General features: G+C 61.6%; 19 protein-coding genes and 2 tRNA genes. 4 read left to right on the top strand and 17 right to left on the bottom strand.

The window, feature by feature from the left end:
* Position 1 precedes the first annotated feature (1 nt).
* Positions 2 to 78 (bottom strand) — tRNA-Met (locus AB4O22_RS20545).
* Positions 79 to 309: 231 nt separating this feature from the next.
* A tRNA-Met gene (locus AB4O22_RS20540) sits at positions 310 to 386 on the bottom strand.
* A gap of 287 nt (positions 387 to 673) precedes the next feature.
* Between AB4O22_RS20540 and dinB the strand changes: the two genes are divergently transcribed.
* Positions 674 to 1,735, top strand: a complete 1,062-nt coding sequence (gene dinB, locus AB4O22_RS20535) for a DNA polymerase IV (RefSeq protein WP_460097039.1) — start codon at positions 674 to 676, stop codon at positions 1,733 to 1,735.
* A gap of 154 nt (positions 1,736 to 1,889) precedes the next feature.
* On the opposite strand, the gene AB4O22_RS20530 is transcribed toward dinB, so the two are convergent.
* From AB4O22_RS20530 to AB4O22_RS20515, 4 genes are all read right to left on the bottom strand, one after another.
* On the bottom strand, positions 1,890 to 2,843 hold the full coding sequence (locus AB4O22_RS20530; protein ID WP_223470196.1) for a hypothetical protein: 954 nt from the start codon (positions 2,841 to 2,843) through the stop codon (positions 1,890 to 1,892).
* Positions 2,844 to 2,860: 17 nt separating this feature from the next.
* Positions 2,861 to 4,576, bottom strand: a complete 1,716-nt coding sequence (locus AB4O22_RS20525; RefSeq protein ID WP_003198389.1) for a proline--tRNA ligase — start codon at positions 4,574 to 4,576, stop codon at positions 2,861 to 2,863.
* 129 nt (positions 4,577 to 4,705) lie between these two features.
* Positions 4,706 to 6,265, bottom strand: a complete 1,560-nt coding sequence (locus AB4O22_RS20520; RefSeq protein ID WP_003198391.1) for an AmpG family muropeptide MFS transporter — start codon at positions 6,263 to 6,265, stop codon at positions 4,706 to 4,708.
* A gap of 44 nt (positions 6,266 to 6,309) precedes the next feature.
* Positions 6,310 to 6,687 carry an MGMT family protein gene (locus AB4O22_RS20515; RefSeq protein ID WP_411740633.1) on the bottom strand — a complete coding sequence of 126 codons (378 nt, stop codon included), beginning with the start codon at positions 6,685 to 6,687 and terminating at the stop codon, positions 6,310 to 6,312.
* 136 nt (positions 6,688 to 6,823) lie between these two features.
* On the opposite strand from AB4O22_RS20515, the gene AB4O22_RS20510 reads away from it, so the two are divergent.
* Entirely contained in the window at positions 6,824 to 7,831 is a 1,008-nt protein-coding gene (locus AB4O22_RS20510; RefSeq protein WP_223470194.1) for a DUF481 domain-containing protein, read from the top strand.
* A gap of 192 nt (positions 7,832 to 8,023) precedes the next feature.
* Here the strand turns inward: AB4O22_RS20510 and AB4O22_RS20505 are convergent, their stop codons facing one another.
* On the bottom strand, positions 8,024 to 8,233 hold the full coding sequence (locus AB4O22_RS20505; protein WP_002554837.1) for a cold-shock protein: 210 nt from the start codon (positions 8,231 to 8,233) through the stop codon (positions 8,024 to 8,026).
* Between the two features lie 354 nt (positions 8,234 to 8,587).
* On the opposite strand from AB4O22_RS20505, the gene dcd reads away from it, so the two are divergent.
* Both dcd and AB4O22_RS20495 read left to right on the top strand, forming a co-directional pair.
* Positions 8,588 to 9,154, top strand: a complete 567-nt coding sequence (gene dcd, locus AB4O22_RS20500; RefSeq protein WP_003184751.1) for a dCTP deaminase — start codon at positions 8,588 to 8,590, stop codon at positions 9,152 to 9,154.
* Between the two features lie 102 nt (positions 9,155 to 9,256).
* On the top strand, positions 9,257 to 9,463 hold the full coding sequence (locus tag AB4O22_RS20495) for a hypothetical protein (protein ID WP_003184748.1): 207 nt from the start codon (positions 9,257 to 9,259) through the stop codon (positions 9,461 to 9,463).
* Between the two features lie 36 nt (positions 9,464 to 9,499).
* Here AB4O22_RS20495 and pdeM read toward each other — a convergent pair whose 3' ends face one another.
* The 10 genes from pdeM to AB4O22_RS20445 form a co-directional block, all read right to left on the bottom strand.
* Positions 9,500 to 10,156, bottom strand: a complete 657-nt coding sequence (gene pdeM / locus AB4O22_RS20490; RefSeq protein ID WP_460097038.1) for a ligase-associated DNA damage response endonuclease PdeM — start codon at positions 10,154 to 10,156, stop codon at positions 9,500 to 9,502.
* Positions 10,156 to 12,642 carry a ligase-associated DNA damage response DEXH box helicase gene (locus tag AB4O22_RS20485; RefSeq protein WP_460097037.1) on the bottom strand — a complete coding sequence of 829 codons (2,487 nt, stop codon included), beginning with the start codon at positions 12,640 to 12,642 and terminating at the stop codon, positions 10,156 to 10,158. The genes pdeM and AB4O22_RS20485 overlap by 1 nt, the downstream gene beginning before the upstream one ends.
* 133 nt (positions 12,643 to 12,775) lie before the next feature.
* Positions 12,776 to 13,540 (bottom strand): ABC transporter ATP-binding protein, encoded by a 765-nt coding sequence (locus tag AB4O22_RS20480; protein WP_003198401.1) that lies wholly within the window; start codon positions 13,538 to 13,540, stop codon positions 12,776 to 12,778.
* 13 nt (positions 13,541 to 13,553) lie between these two features.
* Complete coding sequence (locus AB4O22_RS20475) at positions 13,554 to 14,672, bottom strand: succinylglutamate desuccinylase/aspartoacylase family protein (RefSeq protein WP_460097036.1); 1,119 nt, start codon at positions 14,670 to 14,672, stop codon at positions 13,554 to 13,556.
* Positions 14,673 to 14,699: 27 nt separating this feature from the next.
* On the bottom strand, positions 14,700 to 15,410 hold the full coding sequence (locus AB4O22_RS20470) for an ABC transporter permease (RefSeq protein WP_003198404.1): 711 nt from the start codon (positions 15,408 to 15,410) through the stop codon (positions 14,700 to 14,702).
* A complete protein-coding gene (locus AB4O22_RS20465) occupies positions 15,407 to 16,135 on the bottom strand; it encodes an ABC transporter permease (RefSeq protein WP_003198406.1) in 729 nt (242 codons plus the stop codon). The genes AB4O22_RS20470 and AB4O22_RS20465 overlap by 4 nt, the downstream gene beginning before the upstream one ends.
* A gap of 58 nt (positions 16,136 to 16,193) precedes the next feature.
* Entirely contained in the window at positions 16,194 to 16,976 is a 783-nt protein-coding gene (locus AB4O22_RS20460; RefSeq protein ID WP_003198409.1) for a transporter substrate-binding domain-containing protein, read from the bottom strand.
* A 388-nt stretch (positions 16,977 to 17,364) separates the two neighbouring features.
* Positions 17,365 to 19,053 (bottom strand): ATP-dependent DNA ligase, encoded by a 1,689-nt coding sequence (locus AB4O22_RS20455; protein WP_460105994.1) that lies wholly within the window; start codon positions 19,051 to 19,053, stop codon positions 17,365 to 17,367.
* Positions 19,050 to 20,081, bottom strand: coding sequence for a ligase-associated DNA damage response exonuclease (locus AB4O22_RS20450; RefSeq protein ID WP_223470191.1), 1,032 nt, complete (start codon positions 20,079 to 20,081; stop codon positions 19,050 to 19,052). Before AB4O22_RS20450 ends, AB4O22_RS20455 begins: the two co-directional genes overlap by 4 nt.
* A gap of 284 nt (positions 20,082 to 20,365) precedes the next feature.
* Positions 20,366 to 22,816 carry a penicillin acylase family protein gene (locus AB4O22_RS20445; RefSeq protein WP_460097035.1) on the bottom strand — a complete coding sequence of 817 codons (2,451 nt, stop codon included), beginning with the start codon at positions 22,814 to 22,816 and terminating at the stop codon, positions 20,366 to 20,368.
* Positions 22,817 to 22,901 lie beyond the last annotated feature (85 nt).

Genomic DNA, 22,901 nt, shown 5'->3' with positions numbered 1-22,901 from the left:
TTGGTTGCGGGAGCCGGATTTGAACCGACGACCTTCGGGTTATGAGCCCGACGAGCTACCAGACTGCTCCATCCCGCGTCTGTGTGGCGGCATTCTACAGGCGAACGCCCGAGTGTCAACCGTTAAAAGGTAATGGGCTCAAATAAACCCTCGATCCGCCCCTTGTCTTCCTAAACGCTCGGAATTTAAAGGAAATTGTCCTACAACTGGTTGTGGGTAGGATGGCGTAGGCGGCGACTCTCTGATCAGGCAGTCAAAAACGGGCACGCACAAAAAAGGCCACTCTTTCGAGTAGCCTTTCTTGATGTTTGGTTGCGGGAGCCGGATTTGAACCGACGACCTTCGGGTTATGAGCCCGACGAGCTACCAGACTGCTCCATCCCGCGTCTGTGTGGTGGCATTCTACAGAGAATCGCGCGGCTGTCAACCCTGGCTATATAAAAAACTGTTCCGCTTCAAGTGCTTAGCCTTGGAGAAAGGCATTGTGACAGCGCTGTGACGCAAGCCTGGCAAGGGCTGAAGCTCTATTGGAGGCTTCATTGCGATTGAAGAAGTAAATTTGTGTAGGCACTTTCGGGTCTCGACGAAGGATCTTTTAAACTACTGGTGCTATATACAGGTGCCGGTGCGATACTGGTGGCCCCGATTCGTCGCACACTCTGCTGCTTTATTTATGACGCAACGTAAGATCATCCATGTCGACTGTGACTGTTTCTATGCCGCCATCGAGATGCGCGATGACCCGCGGCTGGCCGGCAAAGCCTTGGCGGTGGGAGGCTCGGCGGATCGGCGGGGCGTGATTGCCACCTGTAACTACGAAGCGCGGGCCTACGGAGTGCGCTCGGCCATGTCTTCCGGCCACGCCTTGAAGCTTTGCCCGGACCTCACCATCGTCAAGCCACGAATGGATGCCTATCGGGAAGCGTCGAAGGAAATTCATACGATTTTCAGCGATTACACTGACCTGATCGAGCCGCTGTCGCTGGACGAGGCCTACCTGGACGTCTCTGCCAGTGCCCATTTCGGTGGCAGCGCCACGCGCATCGCCCAGGATATTCGCCGGCGGGTTTCCAACCAGTTGCACATCACCGTGTCCGCAGGCGTCGCGCCGAACAAGTTCCTGGCCAAGATCGCCAGTGACTGGAAAAAGCCCAACGGGTTGTTCGTCATCACCCCCGACCAGGTCGATGACTTTGTTTCGGCCCTGCCGGTCAGCAAGCTCCACGGTGTTGGAAAGGTCACCGCCGATAAGCTGAACCGGCTCGGCATCGTCGATTGCCTGCAGTTGCGCCAATGGGACAAGTTGGCGCTGGTGCGCGAATTTGGCAGTTTCGGTGAGCGGCTCTGGAGCCTGGCTCGTGGGATCGATGAGCGGCTGGTGCACAACGACAGCCGACGTCAGTCCATCAGTGTGGAAAACACCTACGATGTCGACCTGCCCGACCTGGTGAGTTGCCTCGCCAAGCTGCCGGAATTGATGGAAACCCTCAACGGACGCATGGCGCGGATCGACAGCAGTTATCGACCGGGCAAACCATTCGTCAAAGTGAAATTCCACGACTTCACCCAAACCACACTGGAACAGGCCGGGGCAGGGCGGGACCTGGGCAGCTACCAGCTGCTGTTGACCCAGGCGTTCAACCGGGGCGGCAAGCCGGTGCGGTTATTGGGGATAGGGGTGCGGCTGGAGGATTTGCGCGGTGGGTTTGAGCAGTTGGAGTTGTTTGAGCGGTGAGGCTGACGATGAGCCCCTGCTTGGCGCGGTCCTGGTGGCAAGGGAATCCTGGGGAGCAAAGCTTGCTCGCGATGGCATCCTTGAGGCCGCCATCGCGGGCAAGCCTTGCTCCCACAGGTCTTGCCCTCACAAAACCCCTTGCCACAGGCGGATTTCAGTTAACGCCAGGATCCGCCACCAACCGCCCGCCATCCTTGGTCAGTGCTTTCATGAATTCGGCCTGCAACTCCGGATCATTGCGGGTCAGTTCGATCAGGCTCTGCTCCAGTTCGCTGGCCTCTTCTTCAAGTCCCAGCTCCGACAGGCGCTTGACTCGATGCACCCATTGGCTCACCTCGTCATCTTCCAGGTCGTCGTAGATCAACGCGTGGGCTTCCAGCAGCTTGCTGCGCAAGGTGCTGCTGATGCTCAGGGATGAGTCGGTGTGCACTTCGTCCTGGGCATCTGTCACGCTGATCTGCAATTTGCCGAACTGGCTCAGGTCCTGCTCGGCGAACGGGCTTTCCAGCAGGTTCAAGCGCAGCACGCCGTTACGGTCGGTGCTCAGCTCGAAGGTCTGTCGGGCGGCCTTGACCTCCACCGGGCGTTCGCTCCAAGGCAGACTCGAGTGTTCCGTACGCTTGTCGCGCTGGACTTCGTCGATGCCCGCCAGGTTCTGCTGGGCACGGCCATGGGAAGGGACGTTCATGAACGGGTTGAGCCCGGCGAAACCGTAGCTGATCCAGTCACGGGTCACGGTGTCCGGCAGATTGCCGAGGGCGAACACATTGACCACGTTTGCGCCGACACCCGCTACTACCGCCACCGCGCCCAGGGGGACCTCGTAAATTTCCCGCCAGGGTTGGTACGGCGTGTAGCGATCGTAATGGCGAGTGACCTCGAATTCAGTGACTTCGAAGGTCTTCTGCTCATTGATTCGCACCCGACGCTGCGGCAGGTCGAGCACCTTGGGTTCGCCCACGTCGATCTGCAGGCTGTGGTCGAGCAATTTGCGCTCGACCCGCTCTTCGTGCTCGCTGCGTTGTGACATTTGGTTGGCACAGCCGCTGACCAGCAGGGCGCCGCACAGGGCGGCGCCACCGAGGCCTAAGGTGTTTCGCTTGAACATGACGTCTCTATCTGGTGTCAGCGGCGGATACGGGCCTGGAGGAACGACAGCACGTCGGCGACCGGCAGCGCTTGCGGCTCGGCCTCGGTGCGGCTCTTGTATTCCAGGTTGCCTTCGGCCAGGCCACGATCACTGACGACGATCCGATGCGGGATGCCGATCAGTTCCATGTCCGCGAACTTGATGCCGGGGCTGGTTTTCTTGTCGCGGTCGTCGAGCAGCACTTCGAAGCCGGCGGCCGTCAGTTCGGCGTAGAGCTTGTCGGTGGCTTCACGCACCAGGTCGGTTTCATAGCGCAGCGGCACCAGGGCAATCTGGAAAGGCGCCAGCGTGTCGCTCCAGATGATGCCTTTCTCGTCGTTGTTCTGCTCGATGGCGGCAGCCACCACGCGGGAAACGCCGATGCCGTAGCAACCCATTTCCAGGGTGACCGGCTTGCCGTTTTCGCCCAGCACTTCGCACTTCATCGCCTTGCTGTACTTGTTGCCCAGCTGGAAGATGTGCCCGACTTCGATGCCTCGCTTGATTTCCAGGGTGCCCTTGCCGTCCGGGCTCGGGTCGCCGGCCACGACGTTGCGCAGGTCCGCGACGGTTGGAACCGGCAGGTCGCGTTCCCAGTTCACGCCGAAATAGTGCTTGTCGTCGACGTTGGCGCCGATGGCGAAGTCGCTCATCAGTTCCACCGAGCGGTCGATGATGATCGGCAGTGGCAGGTTCAACGGGCCGAGAGAACCGGCACCGGCACCGATGGCGTCGCGCAGGTCGGCTTCGGTAGCCATGACCAGCGGGCTGGCGACGCCTGGCTGGTTGGCGGCCTTGATTTCATTGAGCTCGTGGTCGCCACGGACGATCAGGGCAATCAGCTTGCCTTCCTCTTCGGCCCGCACGATCAGGGTCTTGATGGTGCGCTCGATTGGCAGGTTGTAGCCTTCCACCAGTTGGGCAATGGTCTTGGCGTTCGGCGTGTCCACCAGGCGCAACTCTTCGGTCGGCGCGGCGCGGGAGGTTTCCCGTGGCACGGCTTCGGCTTTCTCGATGTTGGCGGCGTAGTCGGAGCCATTGCTGAAGACGATGTCGTCTTCGCCGGACTCGGCCAGTACATGGAATTCGTGGGAGCCGGCGCCGCCGATGGAGCCGTTGTCGGCTTCAACCGGACGGAATTTCAGGCCCAGGCGGGTGAAAATGTTGCAGTACGCCTGGTGCATGCGGTCGTAGGTGATCTGTAGCGAAGCCAGGTCGGCGTGGAAGGAGTAGGAATCCTTCATGATGAATTCGCGACCGCGCATCAGGCCGAAGCGTGGACGGATTTCGTCACGGAATTTGGTCTGGATCTGATACAGGTTGATCGGCAGCTGCTTGTAGCTGCTCAACTCGTTGCGCATCAGGTCGGTGATCACTTCTTCGTGAGTCGGGCCTGCACAGAAGTCGCGACCGTGACGGTCTTTGATGCGCAGCAGCTCAGGGCCGTATTCTTCCCAGCGCCCCGATTCCTGCCACAGCTCGGCCGGTTGGGTGCCCGGCATCAACACTTCCAGAGAACCGGCAGCGTCCATCTCTTCGCGAACGATGGCTTCCACCTTGCGCATGACCCGCAGGCCCATCGGCAGCCAGGTGTACAGGCCCGAGGCGAGTTTGCGGATCATGCCGGCACGCAGCATCAACTGATGGCTGATCACGACGGCGTCGGAAGGCGTTTCTTTCTGTGTGGCGAGCAAATATTGACTGGTGCGCATGGTTGGCCGTTGTCGGTTGCTGATGACGAGAAGTGACGGAGCATTGTACGGGCGAGATGCCTTGGCGTACAGGCGCGTGGGCGGTCGCCCGATGCGAACGCCGGTTTCCCCGGCGTTTTCTGAAGTTTCCTACGACTCTTCCGCAGGCCGGGTGGGCGTCGGTTCCGCAGTGGGTGTCGAGCCCTGGCGACGGTTCTCCTGGAACCAGTGCAAGGCGATCAGCAACAGGGTCGGAACGCCCAGCAACGCGGTGATCAGGAAGAAGTTGTGATAGCCGAACTTCTCCACCATCACGCCTGAATAACCACCGATCAGGCGTGGCAGCAACAGCATGATCGAGCTGAGCAGGGCGTATTGGGTGGCGGAGAATTTCAGGTTGGTCAGGCTCGACAGGTAGGCGACGAACGCCGAAGTGGCCAGGCCGGAGCTGAAGTTGTCCAGGGAGATGGTGACAATCAACATCTTCAGGTCGGCGCCCATGTCGGTGAGCATCAGGAAGAGGATGTTGGTGCCGGCCGAGGCGACACCGCCGATGAACAGGATGGGCAGGATACCGAAACGTACGATCAGCAGGCCGCCCATGCCGGCACCGACGAGGGTCATGATCAACCCGAAAATCTTGCTGACGCTGGCGATCTGGTCCTTGGTGAACCCCTGGTCGATGTAGAACACGTTGGCCATGACGCCCATGACGGTGTCAGACATCCGATAGGTCGCGATCAGCCCGAGCAGCAGCAGGGCCTGCCAGCGGTAACGCAGGATGAAATCGTTGACCGGCGTCAGCACCGGTGCCAATCCGCGGCGGCCCACAGCCGAGAGGCATAGGGCGGTCAGGATGATATAGAGGATGGCTCGCAGGAATGCGCGGTCTTCGAGCAGCAGGTCGAGCAGGCTGACGCCCTCGAACAGCACGCTGGCGAAGTCGGTGTTGTAGAGCTGGGTGAACATCGCCGGGACAGACACCAGCAGCACGATCAGCACGAACACCGACGCCAGTTGATGGGCGAACGAGTAGCGTCCGGCCTGCAGTTGAGTGCGCAGCGGCACCGGCGGTTCGCGCATGAACAGCGAGGTGAGCAGCGCCGGGACCATCAATACGCCGAACAGCAGGTAGGTGCCGGCCCAGGCCGAGTGTTTGTAGCTGAAGCCGGTGGAGCCAAACCCTTCGGCGAAGAACAGGGCGCCGGCGGTGGCCAGCAGTGCCGCGATGCGGTAGCCGGACATGTAGCTGGCGGCGAGGGCGGCCTGGCGGGTGTCGTCGGCGATCTCCAGGCGATAGGCGTCGACGGCGATGTCCTGCGTCGCAGAGGCGAAAGCCACGATAACGGCGATGGCGATCAACCATGACAGGTGTTTCTGTGGGTCGCAGAAACCCATGCCGATCAGGCCGAGGATCACCAGGCCTTGGGAGAGCACCAGCCATGAACGCCGACGCCCGAGTTTACCCAGCAGCGGCAGGCGCCATTGGTCGAGCAGCGGCGACCAGACCCACTTAAAGGCGTATGCCAGGCCGATCAGGCTCGCGTAGCCAATGGTTTCGCGGGCCACACCGGCTTCGCGCAACCAGACCGAAAGCGTGGAAAACACCAGCATGTACGGCAAGCCGGCGGCGAAGCCAAGCAGCAACAGCACGAGCGTCGAGGGACTGGCATAGGCGGCGAGGGCGGCGCGCCAGGTTTTACGGGGCATGGGCTGGAGTCTGCCTCAAAAATTGCGAAAACAAAGCGCGCACTCTAACCGCTGTGCTCTACCGGGCGCCAGCCATGGCGCTGAATATCAACACGATTGTTCAGGACGCTGATCCCTTCCATGCGCAGGCGTGCGCGCTGTTCATCCCCTGAGGCGCTGCCCACCGGCAGGCTGATCCGACCGCCGGCACCCAATACCCGATGCCAGGGCAGTTTCGTGTCGTTCGGCAATTGGCTGAGGGTCCGCCCGACCCAACGCGCCGCGCGCCCCAGGCCGGCCATTTCAGCCAGTTGGCCATAGGTGACTACCTTGCCCGCTGGCACCTGTGCCAGGGTCAGGTAAAGGGTGGTGCGGCGGATTTGGGCGGCGTTCTCGGTGTCCGCTGGGGTATCGGTCACGTAAAGGGTTCCTGAAATGGGGATGTCCGTCTGTAGATTAATTCCTACTGGGCTGATTGAGAAATGAACTCATCACCCTTACGCGGGTCAGTCCTTGCTGAGGTGTCATCCTGGGGGATAATGCCGCCTTTTCACCGCAAACTTGAGCCCTTTATCGCTTATGTTGTCTAGAACCCTGCTTTGCCTGGCTGTTGCCAGTGCCTCCATGCCCTTGCTTGCCGACACAGTCTGGTTGAAGAATGGGGACAAACTCAGTGGCAAGATTACCGTTTTTGATGGCGGCAAGTTGCTGATCCAGACCGATTACGCCGGCGCGATTCCCATCGACTGGAAACAGGTCAAGACGCTGGAAAGTGATCAGCAACTCTTGGTCAAGCAGGATGCTTATACCGGCGAGAAAGCCAAGGCGCTGCATGCGGCCGAGGATGGCAAGGTCACCTTGGCCAACGGTGATGCGCCCAAGACTGTCGATCTGGCCAGTATCCAGCAGATCCTCAAGCCCAAGCCGGTGGTCGAGGATCTGGTGTGGAAGGGCAACATCGATGCCGCGCTGGATTACCAGCGTGCGGAAAAAGATACCGACGACTACGACATCGACTTCAAGACTTCGGCGCGCCACGGCAGATGGCGGCACACCGCCGAGGGTGAATACAACCGTGAGTTCCAGGACGATGTGGTTTCCGCCGATAACTGGCGCCTGGAATATTCCCTCGACCGGTTCCTGACGGACAAATGGTTCTGGCAAGGCCGCCTGAACTACAAGCGCGACAAAGTCGAAGACCTGGCGCGTCAGCGCGTGGTGGGTACCGGTCCGGGTTATCAGTTCTGGGATGACGAGCTGGGCGCGTTCTCGCTGGGCTCGCTGTTGAACCGCACCGACTATGAATACCGCGACGGCGGCAAGGACAACTTCTATTCCGTCGCCATGAAGTGGGACTACAACCGCTACCTGATTGGCAAGCGCGTCGAGTTCTTCACCAACGGCGAAGTGGGCAAGCCACTGTCCGACGTGGCGGATTACGCCTATGACGCTGAAGTGGGGCTGCGCTACAAGGTTACCGATTGGGCGTCGCTCAACCTCAAGGCTGAGAAGGATGTCATTGAAGGCACCGAAGACAGCGACTTGAGCAAGACGCGCTACACGGCTGGGTTTGGCGTGACCTGGTAAACCCAGGCGAGTAACAAATCCTGTGGGAGCGAGCTTGCTCGCGATAGCGGTATGTCAGCAATATGAATGTTGACTGAAGCGCCGCTATCGCGAGCAAGCTCGCTCCCACATTATTTTTTGTGCCTGCAAAACAGACAGGCACAAAAAAGCCCCGCTTTTGAGGGCGGGGCCTTTTACTAAAGCAAGGACAAGTTAGATAACTTGAACTTCTTCAGCTTGCATGCCTTTCTGACCGCGGGTAGCGATGAAAGAAACCTGTTGGCCTTCTTTCAGGCTTTTGAAGCCGTCGGATTGGATAGCTTTGAAGTGAACGAACAGGTCGTCACCGGATTGTGGGGTGATGAAGCCGAAGCCTTTTTCATCGTTGAACCACTTAACGGTACCGGTTTGGCGATTAGACATGGTGTAACTCCTTGAACAAAGATAACTGCGACTCAGGAAGAACCCTGGCCGAGACTGAGTGCAAAGAGCAGGAAAAATTCTTGTAGATGGTTGGATCGAAATTCAACATATCGTGTAGAGATTCTCAGTGACACAAGCAGCACAGTGGCGCCACCTTAACCCTTTTTCCAGAATGTGCCAATGGTCTTTGCGAAGGTTTCTCTTATTTGGTGACTGACGGCGCGGGCGATGGCCGGCAGGACCCGGAAATCAAGGCGGATCGGCGAGATTTGCGTACCGCGCTTTGAACTCGGACCCGCGCCCCAGTAAGATGCCGGACGTATTTTTTCCACCTCGCTATTTCAGGAAACCGCCATGAGCATCAAATCGGACAAGTGGATTCGCCGCATGGCGCAAGAGCACGGCATGATCGAGCCCTTCGTCGAACGCCAGATGCGTGGCGAAGGCGCCGACCGGCTGATCTCCTTCGGTGTCTCCAGCTACGGCTACGACGTGCGCTGCGCCGACGAATTCAAGGTGTTCACCAATATCAATTCGGCCACCGTCGACCCGAAGAACTTCGATGAGAAGAGCTTCGTCGACGTCAAGAGCGACGTTTGCATCATCCCGCCGAACTCCTTCGCCCTGGCGCGCACCGTCGAGTACTTCCGCATTCCGCGCAACGTGCTGACCATCTGCCTGGGCAAGAGTACCTACGCCCGTTGCGGCATCATCGTCAACGTCACGCCGCTGGAACCCGAGTGGGAAGGCCACGTGACCCTGGAATTCTCCAACACCACGACCCTGCCAGCGAAAATCTACGCCAACGAGGGTGTGGCGCAGATGCTGTTCCTGGAATCCGATGAAGAATGTGAAGTTTCCTACAAGGATCGTGGCGGCAAGTACCAGGGCCAGCGCGGTGTGACACTGCCGCGTACCTGAATCTGACGAGCTGTTGGAATTCCTGGGCGGGCAGACACTCTATTGCGTGTACTGCCCGTTTTTGTGCGTCAGCGCAGCGGGCCTTCGCTCAGGAGTTGCTCTATGAAGATCGATCCGCGAATCAGTGCCGAACTGGCAAGGCTTGAGCCCAATCAGATCGGCGTCATGGCCTGGTCATTGCTGGCCCATCCTGTCGAAGCGGCGGGCGGCATCCCTGGCCAGCCCGATCCCGATACCCCCAACGAACAACCTACCGAACCCGGCGAGCCTACCCTGCCGGACGAGCCGCCTCCTGCGCCTGTTGCCTGATGAGACGATGGCCCGCCAGCGATAGCACAGAGTGCTTCAGTTGACGGGCCATATTTCGTTATCGCCGATGACAAAAATTCTGCAATCGCTGTCTTGCTCGACTCGATAACCGCCCGTGAACGCACCGAAGGCCGGCAGCAGGCTGATTTCGCTGCCCAGCCGAAAGCAGGCCAGGCGCAGGCGTTGCCGGCCCTTGCCGCTCAGGTGGTGGACCGGGTGCACGTGACCGGCCAGCACGTGGCGGCTGGGGTGTGGGGCAGGCTCGTGTTGCACGGCGAAAGGGCCCAGAAGCAACGGCTCCGGTACGACGCGAATGTTCAGCGCTTGCGGCGGGTCACCGGCGCGTTTGTCGTGGTTGCCACGAATCAGCGTCATGGCCAGGTGCGGATGTCGCTCACGCCAGTCGGCAAGTGCCTTCAAGGTGCCGGGCGCATGAGAGCCGGGACCGTGGAGAAAATCCCCGAGAAAAATCAACTGTCGGCACGGCAGGCTGGCCAGCAATGCATCCAGTACTGCGATGTTGCTGGCGGTGGTGCCGTGGGGCACCGGTTGCCCGAGGCTGCGATAGGCGGCGGCCTTGCCGAAATGAACATCGGCCACCATCAGGGTTTCCTGGGCGGGCCAGTACACGGCTTTTTCCGGGAGCAACCAGAGTTCTTCGCCGGCCAGGCTGATGGGGTAAGGCGCTGGCATCAGGCGTCACCGCGATCGGCAGTCTTTTCCAGTTCGCTGACCATCCGCCGGATGCGGTCGGCGAGCTTTTCCGAACTCATGCTTTCCCGGAATCGCTCCACCTGCAGCGCAAACCCGAGCGGGGTGGGGCGCTTGATCACGTGCAGGTCCAGCTTCAAGGTATTGAGGCGTTGCAAGGTCTGCTCCAGTCGATGGATATCCAATTCTTCGCGCAAGACTTCCTCCCCAGCCTGGGCCAGCAAGAGATTGTTGGCGTCGTATTGCTTGAACACCTGGAAGAACAACCCGCTGGACGCCTGGACTTGCCGGGTGCTTTTCGGCGCACCGGGGTAACCGGCGAAGACCAGCCCGGCGATCCGGGCGATTTCGCGAAAGCGCCTGAGGGCCAATTCCCCGGCATTCAGGCTCGCGAGCACGTCGGTCAGCAGATGATCGACGCTCAGCAGGCCCGGGGTCAGGTATTGCGACCAATCCACTGCCGTGGCACTGAGCAGTTCCAGGCCGTAGTCGTTGACCGCAATGGAAAATGTCAGCGGCTGTTGCCGGCTGACACGCCAGGCCAGCAGGCTGGCCAGGCCCAGATGAACCTGGCGTCCGGCAAACGGGTAGAGGAATAGGTGCCAGCCTTCCCGGGACTTGAGGGCTTCGGCCAGCAATGTGCTTTGCGTGGGCAAACCGGACCAGCGTTGTTGGGTCAAGAGCAGGGGCTGTACGGCGTGCATCTCCGGGCCCTCGAAGCGGCCCGCGGCGGCTTCGCTCAGACGGGCCACGACGGCGGCGGCCAGTTCGCTGGAGAGCGGCATGCGCCCGCCGTTCCAGCGCGGCACAGCGGCCTTCCTGGCCTGGCTGCGTCGCACGTAGGCGGTCATGTCCTCGACCCGGACCAATTCCAGCAACCGCCCGGCGAACAGGAAACCGTCACCAGGGCGCAGGCGGGCGATGAAGCCTTCCTCTACGCTACCCAGGATCTTGCCGCCTCCGCCCTTGCTCCAGAACTTCAATTGCAGGCTGGCATCGCTGACGATGGTGCCGATGCTCATGCGGTGACGCCGGGCCAGGCGTGCGTCAGGCACTCGCCAGATCCCGTGTTCGTCCGGTTCGACGCGTCGGTAATCGGGGTAGGCGGTCAATGACAGGCCGCCATGGCGCACAAACGCCAGGGCCCAGGCCCATTCGGCCGGGTTGAGGTCGCGGTAGGCCCAGGCACCTCGCACTTCCTCGAACAATTCGTCGGGAACGAAGCCGCCACCCAGGGCCATGCTCACCAAGTGCTGCACCAGGACATCCAGCGGCTTGTGGGGCGATTCGCGCGGTTCGATGCGCCGTTGGGCCACGGCGTCCTGCGCGGCGGCGGCCTCGATCAATTCCAGGCTGTGGGTCGGCACCAGCGTCACCCGCGAGGTCCGGCCCGGTGCGTGGCCGGAGCGCCCGGCCCGTTGCATCAGTCGGGCTACGCCCTTGGCCGAGCCGATCTGCAGCACCCGTTCCACTGGCAGGAAGTCCACCCCCAGGTCCAGGCTGGACGTGCAGACCACCGCTTTGAGCTGGCCGTCCTTCAATGCCTGTTCCACCCAATCCCGGGTGTCACGCGACAGCGAGCCATGGTGCAGGGCGATCAGCCCGGCCCAATCGGGTCGCGCCTCAAGAAGCGCCTGATACCAGATTTCCGATTGTGCCCGGGTGTTGGTGAAGACCAGGCAACTGCTGCTGGCGTCGATTTCGGCTACGACCTGAGGCCGCATCTTCAGGCCGATATGCCCGGCCCACGGGAAGCGTTCGAGGGTCGGGGGTAACAGCGTGTCGACCCGCAGCGCCTTGCCATCGGCCCCCCGCACGCTGATCCCGTTGCCTTGCGGGATCAATACCTGTTCGGCGTGGGCCTGGTTGCCCAGGGTCGCGGAGACGCCCCAGACGATGAGTTCGGGGTGCCAGCGCCGCAAGCGCGCCAGGGCCAGTTGCAATTGCACACCACGTTTGTTGCCGAGCAACTCGTGCCATTCATCCACCACGACCATGCGCAGGGTCGAGACGGCGGCGTGCGCATCGGCCCGGGCGAGGATCAGGGTCAGGCTTTCGGGGGTGGTGATCAGCGTGGTGGGCAGGCGCCGGCCCTGGCGGGCGCGTTCGTTGGCGCTGGTATCGCCGGTGCGCAGGCCGACGCTCCATGGCAGGTGCAGGTCTGCCAGGGGGGCTTCGAGGGCTTTGCCGGTGTCGGCCGCCAATGCGCGCATCGGCGTGATCCACAGGACAGTCAGTGGTTCGGCCGGCGGTTTACGTTTGCGCGGTTTATCCAGCGGCGGTGCCGGCCGTGCGAAACGGTTGAGGGCGGCAAACCAGACGGCGTAGGTCTTGCCGGCACCGGTATTGGCATGCAGCAGCCCGGATTCCCCCCGCTTGACCGCGGCCCATACCTGCCTCTGAAAGGCGAACGGCTTCCAGCCGCGGGCATCGAACCACTGTTTCGCGAAATTGTTGGATGTCGCCATGCCTGCCGTGTGCGCCCTGAATGTCTTCTTTCAGTGACCACGGCGGGATGCGAAAGGTTTTATGCAGGATATCGTGGTGAGCGTCCCTGGCGACATTCCCACGCAGGAGCGTGGGAACGATCGAACCCGAGGTTTATTTCAGGTTGCCACTGAGAAACTGCTTGAGTCGTTCGCTGGTGGGATTGCCCAGCACGTCTTCCGGCCTGCCTTCTTCTTCCACCAGGCCCTGGTGCAGGAACAGCACCTGGTTCGAGACTTTGCGGGCGAAGCTCATTTCGTGGGTCACCATGATCATGGTCCGGCCTTCCTCAGCCAGGCCCTGGATCACCTTCAGTACTTCACCCACCAGCTCCGGGTCCAGGGCCGAGGTGGGTTCGTCGAACAGCATCACCTCCGGCTCCATCGCCAGGGCGCGGGCAATGGCCACGCGCTGTTGCTGGCCGCCGGAGAGGAACGCCGGGTATTGCTCGGCGACCCGTGCCGGCAGGCCGACCTTGTCGAGATAACGACGGGCGCGGTCGTCGGCTTCCTGCTTGCTGACCCCCAGCACCCGGCGTGGCGCCATGGTGATGTTTTCCAGCACGGTCATGTGGCTCCACAGGTTGAAGTGTTGGAACACCATGGCCAGGCGCGTGCGGATGCGTTGCAGTTCGTCGGCGTCGGCCACGTGCATGCCGTGGCGGTCCTTGATCATCTGGATCGGCTGGCCGTCCAGGCTCATGGCGCCGTCGTTGGGTTGTTCGAGGAAGTTGATGCAGCGCAAAAAGGTACTTTTGCCTGAGCCGCTGGCGCCAATGAGGCTGATGACGTCGCCGGTCTTGGCCTTGAGCGAAACGCCCTTGAGCACTTCATGTTCGCCATAGCTTTTATGCAGGCCTTCGATGGTCAGTTTGTACATGGAGCATGCATCCTCAAGGCGAAAGTAGGTAGCCGCTGCGGTAGGCTTCGGTGCCGGCGACATGGGCGATCACCATGCCGGCCGTGGCCATGCGGCGTAGCGAACGGGCGTATAGCAGCCCGGCGTTACGGCAATGAACGGGGGTGACGGTGTCGTTGACCGGGTCGATGACTTCCGCGATCAACTGTCCCGCCTCCAGGTATTCGCCAGGCAGGGCGCTGTAGACCAGCAATCCACCCACGGGCGTTGCCACTGGCTCGACAGCGGCCAGCGGCGTGGCCGGGTAAGGCAGCTCGGGCATGGGCATCGGTTCGCCGTCGATGGCGCCGAAACGGATCAGGTATTCGATCAAGGCCTGGCAGTCCAGGCTCGCCAGCCCGTGGTTGACGTCACCCTGGCCACGCAATTCCACGGTGACCGAAAAGCTGCCCAGGGGAATCTCGAAGCGTTCGCCGAAGCGTTCCTTGAGTTGCCACCAGAGCAGGGTGAAGCATTCGTCGAACGACTGGCCGCCCGAATCGGTCGCCAGCAGGCAGGCTTCGGCGCCGATGTAGCGGGCCAGCGGTTCGACCTGTGGCCAGGCTTCGGGTGTGGTGTAGAGGTGGGCCACGGCTTCGAAGTCGCAATGCAGGTCCAGCACCATGTCGGCGTCGCAGGCCAGCCGTTGCAGGGCCAGGCGCAGGGATTGTAATTGCGTGCCTGGGGTCTGCCGGGCGAGGGCGTCGCGCAGGCTGGTGCGGATCAGCATCAGGTTGTGCTGCGGATCGTCGGTGAGCAGGTCCTGGATTTCGTTGCCGATCTCTTCGCTCAGGTCGATGAAGCGGCGGTTGAAATTCTGCCCGCTCTCGATTTCGTAGCGGCCCAGGGGCACGTCCATCAGCACTTGTTCGAGGCCGATAGGGTTGGCGACGGGCACCAGCACGATCTCGTGCCGCAGGTGGCCCGACGCTTCGAGTTCGGCCAGGCGCTGCTTGAGGTGCCAGGCGACCAGCATGCCCGGCAGCTCATCGGCGTGCAGGGACGACTGGATATAGATTTTGCCGACGGCTTTTTCCGGGCCGAAGTGAAAGCTGTGGATCTTGCGTGCGGTCCCCGGTACCGGGGCCAGCAGGTCATGGATCTGGTGGCGCATTTGCGTGTGTGTCCTGGAACAAAAGCCCTAGTGGGTCGGCCCGAGAAAGGCCAGCCAGCGGCGTTCGGCGAGGCGGAAGAGGCCCACCAGTGCAAAGGTGACGGTCAGGTAGATCAACGCGGCGATCCCGAACGACTGGAACGTCAGGAACGTCGCCGAGTTGGCGTCCCGGGCCACTTTCAGCACGTCTGGAACGGTAGCGGTGAACGCCACGGTCGTCGAGTGCAGCATCAAGATGACTTCGTTGCTGTAATACGGCAGCGAGCGGCGCAACGCCGACGGCATGATCACGTAGGTGTACAGCTTCCAACCGGTCAGGCCGTAGGCCTTGGCCGCCTCGACTTCGCCATGGTTCATGCTGCGAATCGCCCCGGCGAAAATTTCCGTGGTGTAGGCGCAGGTGTTCAAGGCGAAGGCCAGGATCGTGCAGTTCATCGCGTCGCGAAAGAAACTGTCGAGCATGGGCTGGGCGCGCACCGCCGCGATGCTGTAGATGCCGGTGTAGCAGATCAGCAGTTGGATATAGAGCGGCGTACCACGGAACAGGTAGGTGTAGAACTGCACCGGCCAGCGGACGTAGAACTTGGGTGAAACCCGGGCGATGGACAGCGGTATCGACACCAGGAAACCGATCAGCAGCGAGGCGCTGAGCAGCCATAGGGTCATGGCCAGGCCCGTGACGTTGACGCCATCGCTGTAAAGGAATGGCCGCCAGTATTCTTGCAGAAGTTCGATCATCGCACCGCCTCCCGGGCTCCGGCGGCGTAGCGGCGTTCAAGCCAGCGCAGGATGAAGTTGGACGCGCTGGTGATCAGCAGATAGATCAATGCCGCCAGTACCAGGAAGTAGAACAGCTGGTAGGTGCTCTTGCCCGCATCCTGGGCGGCCTTGACCAGGTCGGCCAGGCCGATGATCGACACCAGCGCGGTGGCCTTGAGCATCACCATCCAGTTGTTGCCGATACCCGGCAGGGCAAAGCGCATCATTTGTGGAAACACCACGAAGCGAAAGCGCTGGCCACGTTTGAGGCCATACGCGGTGGCGGCTTCGACCTGGCCTCGGGGGACCGCGAGGATCGCGCCGCGAAAGGTTTCGGTGAAGTACGCGCCATAGATGAAGCCCAGGGTGATCACCCCGGCGCCGAATGGGTCGATCTCGATGTATTCCCATTCCATGAAGTCGGTAAGCGAGGTCAGCCAGGTTTGCAGGCTGTAGAAGATCAGCAGCATCAGCACCAGGTCCGGCACGCCGCGGATCAGCGTGGTGTAGAGCTGGGCAGGGATTCGCAGCAGTTTGACGCTGGACAGCTTGGCACTGGCGCCCAGGAGGCCGAGCAAGACGCTCAGCAACAGGGACAGGGCCGACAGCTTGATGGTCATCCAGGTGCCTTGCATCAGCAACGGGCCAAAGCCCTGCAGGCTGAAGGCGGAGAGCCCCAGATTTTGTAGGAGTTGTTCAAACATGGAAGAAAGCCTTTGGCAGGAGAAAAGCGCCCATCCGAGACCGGATGGGCGCAGCGCATTATTTGCCGCTGTACAGATTCAGATCGCCAAAGTGTTTTTTCTGGATCTCGGCGTATTTGCCGTCGTCGTGTAACGCTTTGATACCTTTATCCAAAAGTGCCTTCAGCTCACTGTTACCTTTCTTGATACCGATCGCGGTCTTGGCGGGCAACAGCTCGCTGTCCACCGGCTTGCTGATTTCATAGCCTTCGCCTTTTGGCGATTTCAGGAAGCCCAATTCGGCCTGCAGCATGTCCTGGATCGCTGCATCGAGGCGGCCGGAGGTCAGGTCGGAATAAACCTGGTCCTGGTTCTGGTAGGCCTGGGTCTTGACGCCGGCCTTGTCCAGCACGGCCTTGGCGTAGGCTTCCTGGATGGTGCCTTGCTCGTAGCCGACGGTCTTGCCTTTGAGCGAGGCAACGTCTTCGCTCAGGCCCGAGCCCTTCTTGAAGACATAGGCCGTTGGGCCGGAGAACAGCTCGCTGGAGAAGTCGATGGCTTTTTCGCGAGCCGGGGTAACGGTCATGGAGGAGATCACGCCGTCGAATTTATTGGCCTTGAGGCCTGGGATCATGCCGTCGAAATCGCTTTCGACCCATTTGCATTTGACCTTCAGCTCTGCGCAGATCGCGTTGCCCAGATCGATGTCGAAACCGACCAGGCTGCCGTCGGCGGCTTTGGACTCAAACGGGGCGTAGGAAGGATCGACACCAAAACGCAGTTCCTTGTATTCCTTGGCCGTGGCGACGCCAGCAGCCATGCACAACGCCAGTGCAGAAAGGGTCAGCAGTGCTTTTTTCATTATTCAATCCCTAAAACCAATATGAGCGCTTGTGGCGCGTAAGTATTGTTACCGGTGAAGGCGAGAACGGTATGACGGCATAAAGGTAGCAATTTCCGAACCAGAGTGCCGAACAAGTGTTTTAAAAGCTTCGACGGCTGGCAACGGAATGCGATGGTGCGCGGGGATGAGCGTACATCAAAAGATGCACCGGGATGGAGCGTGCGTTGTTTGGGAAACACTATGGGGTGAGCAATTATTTGTGGCGAGGGGATTTATCCCCGTTGGGCTGCGCAGCAGCCCCAACAGTCAGTCGCCTCGGAGTGTCAGGTTGTTCATCTCAGGCTTTTTGGGGGCCGCTTCGCAGCCCAGCGGGGATAAATCCCCTCGCCACAAAGAGCGTACCGCGCTATTTCAGCAGGTCCTGAAGCGTTGCCAAGGTATCTGCCTCTTCGACGGTTTTATCCTGGCGCCAGCGCAACATCCGTGGAAAACGCACCGCGATCCCGCTCTTGTGGCGATTGGACAGGGCGATGCCTTCGAAACCCAGTTCGAACACCAGGGTGGGCGTGACGCTGCTCACCGGGCCGAACTTCTCCACGGTGGTCTTGCGCACGATGCTGTCGACCTGGCGCATTTCTGCATCGGTCAGCCCTGAATAAGCCTTGGCAAACGGCACCAGCGTGCGCTCGCGACTGTCCGGCGGGTTGTCCCATACGGCGAAGGTGTAGTCGCTGTACAGGCTGGCGCGCCGGCCGTGGCCGCGCTGGGCGTAGATCAGCACCGCGTCGACGCTGAAGGGGTCGATCTTCCATTTCCACCACACGCCCATGTCCTTGGTGCGACCGACGCCGTATAGCGCGTTGCGAGCCTTGAGCATCATGCCCTCGACACCGAGGCAGCGAGAGGCTTCACGTTGCCGGGCGAGGTCGAACCAGTCCTGGCCGGTGACCGTCGGCGATGGCAACAACACCGGGCTGTGAACACGGGCGATCAGCGCTTCCAGCCGTTCGCGGCGCTCGGCCTGGGGGCGGCTGCGCCAGTCCTCGCCTTGCCATTCCAGCAGGTCGTAGGCCATCACCACTACCGGGGCATCCTCGAGGATTTTCTTGCCCAGGGTCTTGCGACCGATGCGCTGTTGCAACAGGGCGAAGGGTTGCACCGCCGGCTGCAACGGCGCGTCCGGGTCGAAGGCGTCCCCGGTCACCGGCCGGGCGGTTTTCCACACCACGATTTCGCCATCAATCACGGTACCGTCGGGCAGTACCTGCGCCAGGGCGTGCAGTTCGGGGAAGCGCTCGGTCACCAGTTCTTCGCCTCGAGACCAGACCCATAAATGGCCATCGCGCTTGATCACCTGGGAACGGATGCCGTCCCATTTCCATTCCACCTGCCAGTCGTTGGCCGGTCCCAGCAGGGTGTCGAAATGCTCCACCGGGGCAGACAGGGCATGGGCCAGGAAAAACGGATAAGGCTGGCCGCCGCGCTGGGCATGTTCATCGGCGGATTCGGCCGCGATCAGCTTGAGGTAACTGGCGGCCGTCGGACGATGGGACAGGTCGGTGTAGCCCACCAGGCGTTGGGCCACCCGCTTGCTGTCCAGGTTGGCCATGCCGGCCAGGGCCCGGGTTACCAGCAGTTTTGACACGCCGACGCGAAAGCTGCCGGTAATGAGCTTGATGCACAGCATCAGGCTCGGCCGATCGAGTTGCGCCCACAGCGCCGGGAGCTGTTCAGCCAGGATTTCGGGCGACTCACCGCGCAACGGCAGCAGTTTCTCTTCGATCCACAGCGCCAGGCCTTCATCGGAGCTGTGGGGCGATTCGGGTAATACCAGCGAAATGGTTTCGGCCAGGTCGCCCACGGCCTGATAACTTTCCTCGAACAGCCAGAGCGACAATCCGGATACCTGGACCGCCAACTCCCGCAGGATTTTTACCGGCACCAGTTGCCGTGGTCGCCCGCCGGACAGGAAGTACACGGCCCACGCCGCGTCCTGCGGCGAGGCCTTGGTGAAATAGGCTTGCATGGCGGCAAGCTTGGCATTGCTGGAGGTGGTGGCGTCCAGTTCGGCGTACAGCTCGGCGAAGGCTTTCATGACGCCTCCTCACCGCTGTCGGTGGCCGTGGCGAGGTCTTCTTCATCGTCACCGTATTCGGTGCTGAACCCCTGGGCGTCGAGACCTTGCTCGCAGAGATGGCGCACCAGCACGCTTACCGAGCCGTGGGTGACCATCACCCGCTCGGCGCCGGTCTGTTCGATGGCCCAGAGCAGGCCAGGCCAGTCGGCGTGGTCGGACAGCACAAAACCCCGGTCCACGCCGCGCCGCCGTCGCGTACCGCGCAGGCGCATCCAGCCGCTGGCGAAGGCGTCGCTGTAGTCGCCGAAGCGGCGCATCCAGCTGCTGCCACCGGCAGAGGGCGGGGCGATGACCAGCGCCCGGCCCATGATCGGGTCGTTCTTGTTGATGTCGCTGGCATAAATTGTCGGCGGCAGGTGAACACCGGCCTCGCGGTAGACCCGGTTCAGTGGCTCCACCGCCCCATGGGCCAGGATCGGGCCGAGGCTTTCATCGATGGCGTGAAGAATCCGCTGGGCCTTGCCGAAGGAATAGCAGAACAACACGCTGGCTCGGCCGGCGGCGATGTTCCCGCGCCACCACTGGTTGATCTCTTCGAAGATCTGCGCCTGGGGCTGCCAGCGGTAGATTGGCAGGCCGAAGGTCGATTCAGTGATGAAGGTATGGCATTTCACCGGCTCGAACGGGGTGCAGGTGCCGTCAGGCTCGACTTTGTAATCCCCCGACGCCACCCAGACCTCGCCTTGATATTCCAGCCGCACCTGGGCCGAGCCCAGCACATGGCCGGCGGGGTGAAAGCTCAAGGTCACGCCATGATGCGACAGGCGTTCGCCGTAGGGCAGGGTTTGCAGGTTGATGTCCTGGCCCAGGCGTGAACGCAGAATGCCTTCGCCGGGTGCCGCTGCCAGGTAGTGTTGGTTGCCGCTGCGGGCATGGTCGCCGTGGGCGTGGGTGATGACCGAACGTTCCACCGCACGCCACGGGTCGATGTAGAAATCCCCGGGCGGACAGTACAAGCCTTCGGGGCGGGCAATGACAAGATCCATGCGGTCACCGGAGCGATGGGCTTGTCAGGTAGAGGCGAGGGTAAGGGGAGAAGTTCTATCGGATTTTCGGGGGGCAGGATCGGGTGATGGGATGGACAAATGTGGCGAGGAAATCTAGCAAAACGTCGCCCCGCCCCGCTGGCCTGTGGGACTGTAGGAGCTGACGAGTGCAACGAGGCTGCGATCTTTCCCCTGATGCTTGAATCTCAAGCGAAAGATCAAAAGATCGTCCGAACGCGGCCCGAGCCTTCGGCAGCTCCTACAGGGCAATGAACAGCCTGCTGTTATTTGCCAGGCACCAGGGTCAACCGCGACTTGCCATAGCCCCGATCGAAATTCTGCGATTGCAACGGCAGGCTCTGGTACTGCCCCTTGATCCATGGATCGATGCCATTGGCGTAGTTCGGGCTGACCGGGTTGCCGGACTGTCCGGCACCATCCTGGATCATCAACGGTTCAGGCTGGCCGAAGTCGATGATAAAGCGCATGGCTGGCGCCAGGGTGGTGTTGAAGTCCTGCCCCTCAGCGAACGCTGCGGTGTTGAGCGTGCTGGCGTCGCCACCGGCCGGCAGCGGGCCGCGTACGATCTGGCTGTTGCTGTTCTTCCACGCGTAGCGATGCAACTGGCCCCACTGCCAAGCCTTGCGATCACCGCCCAACTGGCTTTCACCGGCGCTGATGGTGGCGGCCAGGCTGCGGGCGAGGATGACGGCCTTGTCTTCTTTCTGAGGTGTGCGCACATCGTCCCAGAACGGGCTGTCTTCACGCCCCAGCAGATGATCGGCCTGGGCCGAGTAGGACAATTGGCCGTTGGCGACCAGCGCCTTCCACGCCGGGCTGCTGTCCGGGCCCAGTTCGTCGAGGAAAATCTGCTTCATGCTTTCCTGCAGGAACAGCTCATAGATCGCCGCGTCGGCGGAGGTCGGGCTGAGCCGGCCATCAAATGCCATCAAGCGAGTGTAGGCCTCGCGGGCCTTGGCCCGGTCAGCCACCGGCAGGGCTTCGATCGCCTGTTTGAGCGGCTGGGCCATGCCCGGTGCTTCGAAGACTTTCTTGAGCTTGGCCGCGAACGTCGTGCCTTGGTCATATTGCATGGCGGTCAGGCTGCGAGTGTCGTGCTTGCCCGCGCCGGCCAGCTCGGCCATGCGTTCGCCACGCTCCGGTGCGGCCCACGAGTTGGACAGCTGCATGCCATAGCCGTGTGGGATGACCCGTTGGTTGGCCGTGCCAAGCCAGCCCTGGGCCGGGTCCTGATCATAAGGGTGCAGCATCGGGTCGGCGTAACCGTCCCAATCGTAGCGACCGTCCCAACCCGGCGACGGCAACAGACCTTCGCCTTCACGGCGGTTTGGATAGCGACCGGTGACTTGCCAGCCGATATGGCTGGCGTCGGCAAATACCAGGTTCACCGCCATGGCGCGGATTTCCCGGCTGGCGTCGGAGGCTTTCTCGACGGTCTGCGCCCGGGACAGGTCGAAGAAGGCATCCAAAGTCTTGTCGTCGCTCAAGCTCGGCGTCTGCAAGGCCAGGCCAAAGCCGTTGGCCATGGCCGGGCCCTGGGCGCTGTTGAGCAGCGGGCCGTGACGGGTCTCGAACACCGCTTCACGAATCGGCCGCTGGCCTTTGATGAAATAGGTTTCGTTGCGCACGATCGCTGGCTGCCATTTGCCGTTGACCTCATAGGACAGGCTGTTGCCCTGGCGGCGGATTTTTTCCAGGAACAGATCCTGGTTGTCCCCCAGTACGCTGGTCATGCTCCAGGCCACTTTGCCGTTGAACCCGGCCAGGATCATCGGGATCCCCGCCACGGAAATCCCGGCCGCCTGGTACTTGGGTGCGCGGATCTGTACGGGGCTCCACAGCCCCGGCATGCCCAGCGGCCCATGGCTGTCGCTGGCCAACAGGCTCTTGCCGCTGCGGCTGCGTTGCGGTGCGATGGCCCAGTTACTCGAAGACGCAGCGCTCAAAAGGTTCAGCTCGGCCAACTGGCTGGTGGCCTTGCTGATCTCGTTCAGGCCCGGAATCTGGCCATTGAGTCGCAAGCCCTGGAGTTTGTCGGCCTCGGCCATGGGCAGTGGTTCGTCTGGATAGGACGGGCTCAGCCAGGCGAGTTTGTCATTGGTGACGGTCTGGGCCAGTACCAGGCTGGCGATTTCTTCCGGCAGGTTGGCTGACTGGCTGAAATTCAGCAGGCAGAACATCAGCGCCGAGTCTTCCGGTTTCCAGTATTCGGGTTTGTAGCCGGTGGCGGCCAGGTCCGACGGCAACTTGTCGCGGTAGCGGAACAGGTAGGCGTTGACGCCGCGGGCATAGACTTCGAAGAAGCGCTTGAGCCGTGGCGAAGATGCCTTGTACAGCTCGTCGGCGTTTTTCTTCAGGTTGACGGCGCGCATGTAGCGGTCGACGTCCAGCCGTTCGGCGCCGGACATCTCTGCCAGCCGCCCCTGGGCCAGTAGGCGCAGGGTCACCATCTGGGTGATGCGATCGCTGGCGTGGACGTAGCCGAGGGTGAACAGGGCGTCATGGAAGCTGTTGCTTTCGATCAGCGGCATGCCCGTGGCATTGCGCCGGACCGAGACGTTCTGCGCCAGCCCCTTGAGCGGTTGCACACCGGAAGTCGGTGGGACAGTGTCCTGGGCATTCCAGGTCTGGCATCCGCTCAAGCCGAGCACACTGGCCACTGCGGCGGCAACGCCGAGCCGGGGGATAAGGGAAATAGAGGCTGGCGAGGCCATGGCAAAGCTCCTGCGGGAGGGGGGTGGCACCAATAAAGGCGCTACGTTAGTGAGCAGGAGGGGGCCGCGCAAGCGGGGCGAGGGT

Source organism: Pseudomonas sp. S3_B11 (assembly GCF_054667715.1).
Note: the sequence above shows the minus strand (reverse complement) of the source record. Positions and strands in the feature narration are given on the sequence as shown.